This is a genomic window from Nocardia sp. NPDC058705, assembly GCF_042749305.1.
Classification (GTDB): Bacteria; Actinomycetota; Actinomycetes; order Mycobacteriales; family Mycobacteriaceae; genus Nocardia.
Genome location: NZ_JBHYRN010000007.1, coordinates 170,264 through 182,611, shown reverse-complemented (window position 1 = coordinate 182,611; position 12,348 = coordinate 170,264). Strand labels below are relative to the sequence as shown.

The following is a 12,348-nucleotide window of genomic DNA, read 5'->3' as shown; positions in this document are numbered from 1 at the left end:
TGTTAGGGTGGGGGCACCACCTACCGTGAGGAGTTCCTGTGCGCACCCGTTTCGGCCCGTGGACCACCGCCCTGCTGATCACCGTCGGCTTCGCCGTCACGGGCACCGCGGCCGCCGAACCACCCGCGCCGGTGCCCGTTCTCCAGCTCGACCGCTATCTCGGCGAATGGCATCAGCTCGCGGCGGTGCCGCAGCCGTTCAACCTCACTTGCGCGCGTGACACCACCGCGACCTACACCCTCGACCCGTACGGTGACGTCGGCGTCTTCAACCGCTGCCACACCTGGACCGGCGGTGTCGACGAGATCCGCGGCACCGCGACCGTGAACGATCCGGTCACGAACGCCCAACTGCACGTGAGCTTTCCGGGCGTTCCCGGCCAGGACGGGCGGGAGGGACCGACCAACTACATCGTGACCGCGCTCGGCCCGGACTATTCGTGGGCTCTGATCACCTCGCCGAGCAGGCTCTCCGGTTTCGTCCTCGCCCGCACCCCGGCACTCGACGATGCCACCTGGCAGCAGGTCGACGAGGCGATCAAGATCGCCGGTCAGGACCCCTGCCTCTATCTCACCTCACCCACGACCGGCGGACGCGAGGGTGTGGCGCCCCTGTGCGCGCGATGACCGTCGCCATCGCCCTGTTCACTCGCGACTTGCGCGTGCACGACAATCCGGCGCTCACCGCCGCCGCCCGTGAGGCCGACCAGGTGGTGCCGCTGTTCGTCGTCGATGAGGCACTGGTGCCCGATCGCTGCCCACCCAATCGCGCGCATTTCCTCGCCGCCGCACTGGCCGAACTCGACAAGGAATTGCGTGCGCTTGGCGGTGCGCTGATCGTGCGGCGCGGCGCGGTGATCGACGAAGTCGAGCGAGTGGTGCGGGTGACCGGTGCCGCCAGCGTGCACCTGGCCGAGGATGTCAGCCGCTACAGCAGTGAGCGCGAGAAGGCGCTGCGTCAGCTCCCCGACATCACTGTGCAATGTCATTCCGGTTCTGTCACAGCCACTTCCGCCGAGCTCGTCCCGTCGACGGGGCGCGATCATTTCGCTGTTTTCACCCCCTACTTCCGGCGCTGGAGTGCGGACCGTCACCGCACCCCGCTCCCGGCGCCGCGATCACTGGTGATGCCGCAGATCCGGAGCGAGACGCTGCCGACCGCACAGGATCTGAGCTCGGGCGAGCCGTCGCCACAGTTGCGGGTCGGCGGGGAGACCACCGGACGTGCGCTGCTGCACGACTGGCTCGACGGCCCGATCGCCGACTATGCCCGCGACAACGACCAGCTCGCCGCCGACGCCACCTCCCGACTCTCGCCCTACCTCCACTTCGGCTGCGTGTCGCCCACCGAGGTGGTGAGCCGGGTCGATCCGTCGACCGACGGCGGCCTCGCCTTCGTCCGGCAGCTGGCCTGGCGCGACTTCCACCACCAGGTGCTCGCCGCCCGTCCCGATGCCGCGTGGTCGGACTACCGCACCCGTGTGAGTCCCGGCCCCGAGGACGAAAAGGTCGTCGCCGCCTGGCGAGACGGACGTACCGGCTACCCGATCGTCGACGCGGGGATGCGGCAACTCCGCGCCGAAGGCTGGCTGCCGGGGCGAGCGCGATTGATCGCGGCCAGCTTCCTCACCAAGTCACTCCAACAGGATTGGCGGGCCGGCGCGGCACATTTCCTGCGCTGGCTCGTCGACGCCGACCTCGCGAACAACCAGCTCAACTGGCAGTGGGTCGCGGGCACCGGCACCGACACCCGCCCCAACCGGGTCCTCAATCCCCTGCGCCAGGCCGCCCGTTACGACCCCGACGGCACCTACGTGCGGCGGTGGCTGCCCGAACTGGCGCACCTGCCCGGGGCGCGTATTCACCGTCCGTGGAGCGAGCACGTCGATCCGGCGGACTATCCCCCGCCGATCATCGACTGCGTCGGCCGCTAGCGACCTGCTCAGGCCTGGGTGAGGTAGTTCACCAGGGCGTCGACGAGGTCGCGGGTGCCCTCTTCGCGCTGGGCGCCGGTGTCGAAACCGTCGAGGTGGGCACCGAATTCGACGAGGGTGAGCTTGGTGCCGGTGGGGATCGGTTCGAATTCCCAGGTGGCCACCGAGGTGGAGATGTGGGCGCCGTTGATCCACATGTCGTAGGTGTAGACGAGGCGTTCGTTATCGACGATGTCGGTGTAGGTGGCGACGAAACGGGAGGTCATCTTCTTCTGGAAGGTGCCTTCGTTGATCTCGCGGCCGCCGACCTCGAAGTCGACCGAGACCTCGCCCTGCTCCCAACCTTCCTCGCCACCGAACCACTTCGCCTTGACGGCAGGGTCGGCGAAGGCCTGGAAGACGACGGCGGGCGCCACGGGCACCTCGCGCTCGATGGTGAACTGGGCGTGGTTGATGGAGCGGGTCACCGTGTCGGTCATTGCTGTTCTCCCTCTGAGTTTTTGGTTGATTCCACGAGTAGTGCCGTGAGCCTGTCCACCTGCCGTTGCGCGGGTGGACGTTGGCGGTGCAGCCAGTCGATCGCCGTCCCGAAGGCATCCGGCACCAACTGGTAGGTGCGCACGCGGCCGATTTTGGCCGAGCTGACGAGTTGCCCCGCCTCCAGTGCCTTCAGGTGCCCAACGATCGTCGGCAGCGCGACGTCGAACGGTGCGGCGAGATCCGACACCGAGGCGGGACCACGCGCCAGCCGTTCGACGATCGCGCGACGAGTCGGATCGGCCAATGCCCGAAAGACACTGTCGAGCCCTCCGACCGGTTCGCCACTCAAATACTTAGGCACATGCCTAAGTATTCACGCTCGCGGCAATCTGCGCAACCCCTGGTCCGGTTGCGCGGGCATTCACCGCCGTGGGATGCTGCGCCACGATAGAGAGCGGGGTGGATGATGGTCGACGAGCCGAACGCCGTCCCCGCTGCTCGCCGTAGTTTCGGGTCGGTGATGGCGGGTTCTCCGTTGTTGTCCCGCAGCAGGCGCCGTGTCGAGGTGGTACCGAAGCCCTCGATTCCGACCGCGCGCGCCATCATCGACTGCGCCGCCTACCTCGGCGGCGAGCGACTGCCCGGCCGGTTCACCCCCGAGACCGCACTGGCCGAGATCCGCAGTCGCGGTACGGGTTTCGTGTGGATCGGATTGTTCGAACCGGACCTGCATCAGATGGGCGAGATCGCCGCGACCTTCGGCCTGCACGAACTCGCGGTCGAGGACGCTGTCACCGGCAAGCAACGCCCGAAGTTCGAACGCTACGACGACACCATGGTCACCGTGATGCGGACCGTCGCCTACGTCGAGCACGATATGCACACGGTCAGCGAGATCGTGCAGACCGGCGAGATCATGGTTTTCCTCGGCGCCGATTTCGTTGTCGCCGTTCGTCACGGTGAGCACAACGAACTCACCGCGGTTCGGCACCGGCTCGAAGCCGAACCCGAGCGGCTCGCACTCGGACCCGGCGTGGTGTTGCACGCGATCGCCGATCACGTCGTCGACTCCTATATCGACGTCACGCAGGCGGTCGAGTTCGATGTCGAGTCGATGGAAGAGGAGCTCTTCAGCCCACGCAGCAAGATCCCCATCGAGGCGATCTACCAGCTCAAACGCGAAATCGTCGAGCTGCGTCGCGCCGTGCGCCCGCTGGCGGGCCCGCTACAGACCCTCACCGCACCGCGCACTCCCCTGCCCAAGGAAGTGCGCCGCTACCTGCGCGATGTCGCCGACCACCACAGCGGTGTCGCCGAACGCATCAACGACCTCGACGAAACCCTCACCACGCTGGTCGGCGCGGCCGTGGCCAAGATCGCCGTGCAGCAGAACACCGACATGCGCAAGATCTCCGCGTCCATCGCCATCCTCGCGGTGCCCACCATGATCGCCGGCATCTACGGTATGAATTTCGATCACATGCCCGAACTCCACCAGTCCTGGGGCTACCCCGCCACGATGTTCGTCATGCTCGCCATCTGCACGGCACTGATCATCGTTTTCCGGCGTATCCGCTGGTTGTAGCCCGGTCAGGCGAGTCGACCCCATCGGGTCGCCACGAACCCGCAGAGCGCGATGGCGGTGCTCATCCGCTTCCAGAGTCGCACCATCGCGAGTTCGAGGATGATGCCGATGCGGTCGGCGCAGGTGGTGGCCTCCGCGAGCGCCATCCGGTCGTGGACCAGGGCCGGGTCGCTGAGGATTTCGTCCAGCCTCAGTCCGGATATCGCCTGATCCGACGTCAGACCGAATTCCGGCAGCCAGGTGAGCCGCCAGCGACCGTCGCCCCCGAGAATCGCCCGTTCGGGCGTCTTGTCGCTGCTCAAGGTCCGATTCGTGCGGAAGATCGTCATCACTTACCTCCTCGGCCGTCAGCTCTCGGCGTCCACCTCCGAGGATCCTCGAAAATCGGCGCAGACAACAGCTGGCAAAGTGACGGAAATCGGAATATCATCCGCAAATTCCGATGTGAGAGCTAAAAATTCCGACCAATCACCGTCGTCACGACACAGCCGGGCCGACAGCAGCTACTGCCTGGCACTTCAACTCCGGTCGAAGGCCGTGAGGATCTGTTCGGCGGCGAGCGCGGGGGTGAGCGTTCCGGCACGGACAGCCGATTCCACCTGTGCGCGAACATCTTTCACGTTCGGGTTGTCCGCCAGGCGGCGCAGGATCTGGTCGTGGACCATGGTCCAGGTCCAGTCGACCTGTTGGCGGCGGCGCTTCTCGGCGAATTCGCCTGCGTCGGTGAGGACTCGGCGGTGGTCGAGGACGGTGTCCCAGAACTTGTCGAGGCCTACGCCTTCCAGACCGCTCATGGTGAGCACCGGCGGCTTCCACAGCGCGTCGTGCGGATGGATCAGGCGCAGGGCGCCCGCCAGTTCGCGGGCAGCGCCTTTGGCTTCGATCTCGTGTTTGCCGTCGGCCTTGTTCACGGCGACGAGTTCGGCGAGTTCCAGCACACCTTTCTTGATGCCCTGCAACTGATCTCCGGTGCGGGCCAGGGTGAGGAAGCAGAACACGTCGACCATATTGGCGACGGTCACCTCGGATTGGCCGACGCCGACGGTCTCCACGAGGATCACGTCGTATCCGGCGGATTCCAGGAGCACGATCGTCTCGCGGGTCGCCTTGGCCACGCCGCCGAGGGTGCCCGCGGTCGGCGACGGGCGGATGAACGCGTCCGCTTCCAGCGACAGCCGCGCCATGCGGGTCTTGTCACCGAGGATCGAGCCGCCCGTGCGGGTCGACGACGGGTCGACCGCGAGAACCGCGACCCGATGCCCCTTGGCCAGGAGATACATGCCGAGCGCGTCGATGAAGGTCGACTTGCCGACGCCCGGAACACCGGTGATGCCGACCCGGTTCGAAACGACACCACCCGGCTCCGCCGCGACCTTCAGCAGCAACTGCTGCGCCAGTTCCCGGTGATCGGAGCGAGTCGATTCGACCAGCGTGATCGCGCGCGCCAGCGCCGACCGCTCACCGGCTCGGACCTGCGCGGCGAGCGCGTCGACATCGATCGTGCGGCGGACACCCACAGCGGTGCGCCCTTCGTTGCGTGGCGAGCCGACGCCCGCGGTGGTTCCGAGCCGAGGGTGCGCGTCGGCACCCCCAGCCGTCTGTGTGCCGTCGCTCATACTGTTCCGATGCGGCATGCTCGGACGCCGTCGGTGGTTACGCAGGCTGCCGCCTCCGGGCGCTGACCGCTCATGCCTGTGCGCCGCCGCCGATCTCGTGCCCGAGCGACGCGCCCAGCTTCTTCAGCAGATCGATGGCCGCGTCGGCGATGACGGTGCCGGGCGGGAAGATCGCCGCGGCACCGGCTTCGTAGAGCTCGTCGAAGTCGCCGGGCGGGATCACGCCGCCGACGATGACCATGATGTCGGGTCGACCCACATCGGCCAGCGCCTGCCGCAGCGCGGGCACCAGGGTGAGGTGACCGGCAGCAAGGGAGGACACCCCGACGATGTGCACGTCGTTGTCGGCGGCCTGACGCGCCACCTCTTCGGGTGTCTGGAACAGCGGGCCCACGTCGACGTCCATGCCCAGGTCGGCGAACGCCGTCGCGATCACTTTCTGGCCGCGATCGTGCCCGTCCTGGCCCATCTTGGCGACCAGGATGCGCGGGCGGCGCCCCTCGGCCTCGCCGAACTCCTCGACCAACGCGATGGCCGCGCCGATGTTGGATGCCTTGCCTGCTTCGTCACGGTACACACCGGACAGGGTACGGATTTCGGCCTGATGACGGCCGTACACCTTCTCCAGCGCGTCGGAGATCTCACCGACGGTGGCCTTCGCACGCGCGGCGTCGATGGCCAGTGCGAGGAGGTTGTTCTCCATGCCGCCTTCGGAAGACGCTGCCGCACGGGTCAATTCAGCTAGAGCCTGCTCGACCGCAACCGAATCCCGGTCGGCGCGAAGCCGTTCCAGCTTCTCGATCTGCTCGGCCCGCACCCGCGAGTTCTCGACCTTGAGGACCTCGACCGCGTGGTCTTCTTCGACCTGGTACTTGTTGACGCCGATCACCGGCTGCTGCCCGGTGTCGATGCGCGCCTGCGTCCGCGCGGCGGCCTCTTCGATGCGCAGCTTCGGAATGCCCTCCGAGATCGCCTGCGCCATACCGCCGTGCGCCTCGACCTCGGCGATGTGGGCGCGGGCCCGCTCGGCGAGCTGGTGGGTGAGCCACTCGACGTAGTACGAGCCGCCCCACGGGTCGATCGGGCGGGTGGTGTTGGACTCCTGCTGGATGAGCAGCTGGGTGTTGCGGGCGATGCGGGCGGAGAAGTCCGTCGGCAGAGCCAGGGCCTCGTCGAGGGCGTTGGTGTGCAGCGACTGGGTGTGGCCCTGGGTCGCGGCCATCGCCTCGATGCAGGTGCGCGCCACATTGTTGTAGGCGTCCTGCGCGGTCAGCGACCAGCCCGAGGTCTGCGAATGGGTACGCAGCGACAGCGATTTCGCGCTCTTGGGTTCGAACTTCGACACCAGCTCGCTCCACAGCAGCCGGCCCGCGCGCAGCTTGGCGACCTCCATGAAGAAGTTCATGCCGATGGCCCAGAAGAACGACAGGCGCGGCGCGAACTTGTCGACATCCATGCCCGCCGCGATCCCGGCGCGGATGTACTCCACACCGTCGGCCAGGGTGTAGGCCAGCTCCAGATCGGCTGTGGCACCGGCCTCTTGGATGTGATAGCCGGAGATGGAGATCGAGTTGAACTTCGGCATCTTCGCGCTGGTGAAGGCGAAGATGTCGGAGATGATCCGCATCGAGGGCTTGGGCGGGTAGATGTAGGTGTTGCGGACCATGAACTCTTTCAGAATGTCGTTCTGAATGGTTCCGGCCAGCTGTTCGGGCGTCACGCCCTGCTCTTCGGCGGCGACGACGTAGAGCGCCAGGATCGGCAGCACCGCGCCGTTCATGGTCATCGACACCGACACCTGATCCAGGGGGATCTGGTCGAAGAGCTGGCGCATGTCCAGGATCGAGTCGATCGCGACACCGGCCATGCCGACGTCACCTTGGACGCGGGGGTGGTCGGAGTCGTAGCCCCGGTGGGTGGCGAGGTCGAAGGCGACTGAAAGACCCTTCTGGCCCGCTTGCAGGTTGCGGCGATAGAAGGCGTTGGAGTCGGCGGCGGTGGAGAAGCCCGCGTACTGGCGGATCGTCCACGGCTGGTTCACGTACATCGTCGGGTACGGACCGCGAAGGAACGGCGCCACACCGGGCACCGTATCGAGGGGATAGCCCTGTGCGACAACAGCATCCCGATCGGCCTTGGTGAACACCGGCGGCACGTCGATGCCTTCCGGGGTCGACCAGACCAGCTGCTCGGCGGTGGTGTGGTTCGCCGTCGCGGCATCGGCCACGAAGGTGCGCACCTGCTCGGCATCGACATCGGCCGACGTGGGCGCGTGGTCGGTGAGCGGCACCTCGGCGAAGCTGCCGATGATGTGCTCGATATCGGATGTGGTCATCAGGCTCCCACCTTCTCCAGCAGCTGCGACAGGACCGCGACCGCGTCGATGCGCAGGGCAAGGTACCCGTCGGGACGCTGCGTCCCGCTGAATTGCTCGACCGACTTCTCGGCTCCGGCCAGCAGCACGGTCTCGATTCCGGCGGCACGCAGCGCGTCGGTAGCGGCGCCCGCCTGTTCGGCGTAGCGCTTGTCCGCACCACACAGGACCGCGATGCGCGCACCCGATTCTGTTGCCGCGGCAGCGATTCCGTCGATCGCGAGGGGGCCGGGGTTGACCGACTCGATGCCGCCGGAGGCCAACACGTTCGCGGTGAAGATGGTGCGCGCGTTGTGTTCGGCGACCGGGCCGAGCGGCACGATCAGCGCCTTCGGGCGGGTGCCGTTCGCAGCCAGGTAGGCGTCGGATCGGTTACGCAGCTCCTCGAAAGCGGCACCGTAGCGTGCGACGGTGCCCGGCTCACGAGCCTGCTCCGACAGTGGCTTCTCGGCGAGGTTCGGGAATTCGTTGACGCCGGTGACCGCGGTGCGGCGATGGGCCACATCGGCGGCACGGGTGGCAGCGGTCTTGGCGATGCGGGTCGCGAGCAGACCGGCGTCGAGCGCGGCGAGGTAGCCGCCCGCCGACTCGAGCTCCTGCATGAATTCCCATGCCTTGGCGGCGAGTTCGTCGGTCAGCTTGTCGACGTACCAGGAACCGGCGGCCGGATCCTGCACGTGTCCGAGGTGGGATTCCTCGAGCAGCAGCAGCTGGGTGTTGCGCGCCAGGCGCTGGGAGAACGTCGTGGAAACACCGAGTTCGCCCGCGGGCAGGGCCGCGTCGAAGGGCAGCACGGTCACCGAATCGGCGCCGCCGACACCGGCGCCGAACGCGGCGAGGGTAGTGCGCAGCAGGTTCACCCACGGATCACGCTGGGTCATCATGGCGGCCGAGGTGATCGCGTGCTGCGGCGCCGCACCGAAGGCGGGTGCGCCGGAGACCTGGGCGACTCGCGCCCACAGTCGACGGGCCGCCCGGAACTTCACGATGGTGGCGAACTGGTCGTCGGTGGCCGCGAAGCGGAACTCGAGCTGACCGAACGCGTCGGCGATGTCGACCCCGGCACCGGTGAGCAGACGCAGGTAGGCCAGACCGGCCGCGACGGCGGCGCCCACTTCCTGCGCGTCGGCGGCACCGGCGTTGTGGAAGGCGATGCCGTCCACCGTGATCGCGCGGACCGCCTCGGGCCGGGCGATCGCGCGGACAGCCAGCGCGACAGCCTCGGCTTGGTCGAGGTCTTCAGCACCGGCGAAAGCGCTGGTCAGCGGGGCTGCGCCGAGGCCGACCCGGATCTGCCCACGATCAGCGATCGAATATCCGTCGAGCACCTCGAACACCCGCTCGGCGGCGGCGCTGGTCTGCGCACCGGCCACCAGGGTCAGCGGGGCCAGCTCGAACAGCAGGCCGCGCAGCGCGAGGGGGATGTCGTCGACTCCGACGCCGTAGGCACCCACTCCGAGCGAGATCGCGCTGACGCCGTTCTCCAGGCCGGTCAGGATCGCCCGGTTGGTGGCCTCGGCATCGTCTTCCCCGGCGAACGCGCCAACGAACCAGCCGCGCTGTGGGTCACGGGCGGCGTCGCCACCGCGGACATAAGGAAAGGCGCCTGGCAGCGGCTGCTCGGGCAGCTCGTCGCGGCGGGTGTAGAGCGGGGCGATGGTCAGCCCGTCGTAGGTAGTCTCGTCGAGCAGATGTTCCGGTTCGGCGGGGAGCTCGGAAGCCTCGACCCGTCGCGCTTTCGCCAGCACTCCCGCCACGCCCTTGCGCCATGCGGCGTACTCGGGCACCGGATCCGGTGCGAGCCCCGCCCCGGACTCTGAACCAATCGGCATAGCTGCTGTTCTCTCTTCCATTCGACGACCGCACCCCGGTGTACTGCCGATCCGTGACATCCCACAACGGGGATCACGGTGAACCAGGATGTGTCCGGTTCGCTCATGATGCTATCTGTGACAGGGTGTCCGCTCACTGGGGCCATCCCCTACCGGCCGGTACGCTTACCCGCGTGTCCCGCCTGATCCGCTCCCCGCGCCTGCTCATCGCCCTGGCCGGGCTCGCCGCGCTGTTCGTGCTGGCGATGCTGGTGCCGCTGCCGGGCCCGCAGCGGATCCGCGAGTGGGCCGGTGGGGCCGGCCCGCTGTTACCACTGTTCTTCTTCCTCTTCTACGCGGTGGTCGCCGTCTTTCCCGTGCCGCGCACCGTACTCACCGTGACCAGCGGCGTGCTGTTCGGACCGATCTTCGGTTCGGCGATCGCCATGGCCGCGACGGGAGTGAGCGCCACCGCCGCCCTGCTCGGCGTGCGCGCACTCGGCCGCGACCGGGTCGCCGAACACCTCACGCACCCGGCGGTGCGCGCTGTCGACGACCGCCTCGCCCGCCGTGGCTGGCTCGCCGTGGCCGCCCTGCGATTGATCCCCCTCGCCCCCTTCTCGATCGTCAACTACTGCTGCGGACTGTCCTCGGTCCGGGTCGCCCCGTATCTGGCCGCCACGCTGGGCGGCTCGGCCCCCGGCACGATCTCGACGGTGGTGCTGGCCGGTTCACTGGCAGGTGACAGCCACCCGATCGCGATCACCGTGTCGGCGGTCTGCTTGTCGATCGGCCTGATCGGCCTGGTCGTCGACCTGCGCCTGCCGGTCGACGCGCCGGCTCCCGAGCCAGCCGACCGTGTTCAGTCGATCTGAACAAAAAGCCCCCTACGCCAGGGGCACCTGATCTAGGTTGTGATTCGTGACAATTCTGAAAGTGATCTTCTTCACACCTTCCAATTGTGACTAAGCAATATTTCAGAAAACTCTCAGAGTTATAGACTCGCAAATAGCCCAGGGTTCGCCAGCTACATCCGGTGCGGGGATCCAGAGCAACACCCGGTGTCGCACCCGCGATCACCGAATCCTTCGCGCCGTTTCTCGGCTTGCATTCCTCATGAGGTGCTCGGCATGGAATACACCCATCTCTCCGAATTCCGGATTCGCTGCGGCGACCTGACGATCTGGACCCCCGAACTCATCTCGTCCGACTCCTGGTGCGACGACGAACGTCCACTGGCCAGCGTCCACGAGCAGTACCTCGGCTTCCTCGATCCCGATGACGCCCGCCCCGGTCGCGGCCGCTGGATCGGCACCATCTTCGAAATGGACGCCCCGCTCGAGGCCGAAGCCTGGGCCACGACGCTGCAGCTGTGGCACGACCGCCACGAGGGTTTCCGCACCACCGCCGTTCCCACCAGCGACGGCGGTTACCACCGCGTGAGCACCGCCCCCGGCACCGTTCGCGTCACCGGCGCCCCCGTCACTGATCTCTTCGACGGCGACGAGATCAACGAATACCTCTGCGATGCACTGGAATTGCGCCTCTCCGGTCTGGTCTGGCCGCATCTGCTGGTCGCCACCGTCGCGCACGACACCGACGACTTCACCGTCCTGGTCGGCGCCGATCACTCGGTGCTCGACGCCTACTCCCAGGCCGTGCTCATCCTCGAGCTGCGCACCCTCTACACCGCGGTCACCACCGGCGGCGAGATCCGCGACTCGGCCACCTTCGGCAGCCCGGCCGATTACGCCGTCATCGAACGCGCCGCCGCCGAGGAGCTCGCCCCGGACTCCCCCGCCGTCGCCGTCTGGCGCGAATTCCTCGGTACACCCGGCTCTCCTATGCCCCGGTTCGCCGCGGATCAGGTCGCCGTCCTCGACGGTGAGCACGCCCAGCCCAGCGTCTCGCGTACCCTGCTCACCATCGACCAGCTCGAGGAAGTCGAGGCGGCGCTGGATCGGATGAAGCACCGGCTGTCGGTGACCGTGTTCGCCGCGCTGGCGATGGCCTCCCGGGAAACGTTCGGCGACAACCGATTCCGCACGGTCATGCCGATCGCGACCCGACCCGACCTCACCTGGCTGGAGTCGATGGGCTGGTTCGTCAATGTGGTCCCGGTCGACATCACCCTGCCCGCCTGCGCGGACATGACCGTGGCGCTGGACGCGACCCGCGCCTCGCTCAAACGTGCCCACCTCTGCAACGACGCCTCCTGGGGACGTTCGCTGGCGATGGTCGGCGCGGTGGAAGGCCCCACCTACGGTGCGTCCTTCCTCGACATCCGCATGCTCCCCGACTACGAACTGGTCGCCGACCTGCGCGGACGCACCCTGCGCGCGGTGTCGTACTCCACCGAGGAGGTCTACTTCTGGGTCGTGCGCGGCCCCGACGGCCTCTATGTCTCCACCCGTCACCCCGCGGGTCTGCCCGGCGAGGTCATGGAGCGCTTCCTCACCGAATTCGCCAGGGCCATGTACTCGGTGACCATGGCCGAGGTCGCGACCGCGCCGGTCATCGATGCCGCGGCAGCACTGAGCGCGGGCTGA

Annotated in this window: 11 protein-coding genes; 5 read left to right on the top strand and 6 right to left on the bottom strand. The window is 67.6% G+C overall.

Translation table 11 applies throughout. From position 1 onward, the window contains the following. Positions 1-38: 38 nt before the first annotated feature. Both ACFW6D_RS12150 and ACFW6D_RS12145 read left to right on the top strand, forming a co-directional pair. Positions 39-626 carry a lipocalin family protein gene (locus tag ACFW6D_RS12150; protein ID WP_379327435.1) on the top strand — a complete coding sequence of 196 codons (588 nt, stop codon included), beginning with the start codon at positions 39-41 and terminating at the stop codon, positions 624-626. After that, the gene (locus ACFW6D_RS12145; RefSeq protein ID WP_379327433.1) at positions 623-1,933 is read left to right on the top strand and encodes a cryptochrome/photolyase family protein; all 1,311 of its coding nucleotides are present in this window, start codon (positions 623-625) and stop codon (positions 1,931-1,933) included. Before ACFW6D_RS12150 ends, ACFW6D_RS12145 begins: the two co-directional genes overlap by 4 nt. A gap of 8 nt (positions 1,934-1,941) precedes the next feature. Here the strand turns inward: ACFW6D_RS12145 and ACFW6D_RS12140 are convergent, their stop codons facing one another. Together ACFW6D_RS12140 and ACFW6D_RS12135 are read right to left on the bottom strand one after the other, a co-directional pair. Beyond that, positions 1,942-2,412, bottom strand: coding sequence for an SRPBCC domain-containing protein (locus tag ACFW6D_RS12140; protein ID WP_379327431.1), 471 nt, complete (start codon positions 2,410-2,412; stop codon positions 1,942-1,944). Then, on the bottom strand, positions 2,409-2,774 hold the full coding sequence (locus ACFW6D_RS12135) for an ArsR/SmtB family transcription factor (protein ID WP_379327429.1): 366 nt from the start codon (positions 2,772-2,774) through the stop codon (positions 2,409-2,411). Before ACFW6D_RS12135 ends, ACFW6D_RS12140 begins: the two co-directional genes overlap by 4 nt. 159 nt (positions 2,775-2,933) lie before the next feature. Between ACFW6D_RS12135 and ACFW6D_RS12130 the strand changes: the two genes are divergently transcribed. Next, on the top strand, positions 2,934-3,998 hold the full coding sequence (locus tag ACFW6D_RS12130; RefSeq protein ID WP_379327566.1) for a magnesium and cobalt transport protein CorA: 1,065 nt from the start codon (positions 2,934-2,936) through the stop codon (positions 3,996-3,998). 5 nt (positions 3,999-4,003) lie between these two features. Here the strand turns inward: ACFW6D_RS12130 and ACFW6D_RS12125 are convergent, their stop codons facing one another. From ACFW6D_RS12125 to ACFW6D_RS12110, 4 genes are all read right to left on the bottom strand, one after another. Beyond that, entirely contained in the window at positions 4,004-4,327 is a 324-nt protein-coding gene (locus ACFW6D_RS12125; protein WP_379327427.1) for a hypothetical protein, read from the bottom strand. A gap of 189 nt (positions 4,328-4,516) precedes the next feature. Then, positions 4,517-5,614, bottom strand: a complete 1,098-nt coding sequence (meaB, locus tag ACFW6D_RS12120) for a methylmalonyl Co-A mutase-associated GTPase MeaB (RefSeq protein ID WP_379327425.1) — start codon at positions 5,612-5,614, stop codon at positions 4,517-4,519. Positions 5,615-5,684: 70 nt separating this feature from the next. Continuing rightward, positions 5,685-7,949: a methylmalonyl-CoA mutase gene (scpA, locus tag ACFW6D_RS12115; RefSeq protein WP_379327423.1), complete on the bottom strand. Its 2,265-nt coding sequence runs from the start codon at positions 7,947-7,949 to the stop codon at positions 5,685-5,687. Next, complete coding sequence (locus ACFW6D_RS12110) at positions 7,949-9,820, bottom strand: methylmalonyl-CoA mutase family protein (protein ID WP_379327421.1); 1,872 nt, start codon at positions 9,818-9,820, stop codon at positions 7,949-7,951. The genes scpA and ACFW6D_RS12110 overlap by 1 nt, the downstream gene beginning before the upstream one ends. Before the next feature lie 173 nt (positions 9,821-9,993). Between ACFW6D_RS12110 and ACFW6D_RS12105 the strand changes: the two genes are divergently transcribed. Both ACFW6D_RS12105 and ACFW6D_RS12100 read left to right on the top strand, forming a co-directional pair. Continuing rightward, complete coding sequence (locus ACFW6D_RS12105) at positions 9,994-10,674, top strand: TVP38/TMEM64 family protein (protein WP_379327419.1); 681 nt, start codon at positions 9,994-9,996, stop codon at positions 10,672-10,674. Between the two features lie 255 nt (positions 10,675-10,929). Then, positions 10,930-12,348 (top strand): condensation domain-containing protein, encoded by a 1,419-nt coding sequence (locus tag ACFW6D_RS12100; RefSeq protein ID WP_379327417.1) that lies wholly within the window; start codon positions 10,930-10,932, stop codon positions 12,346-12,348.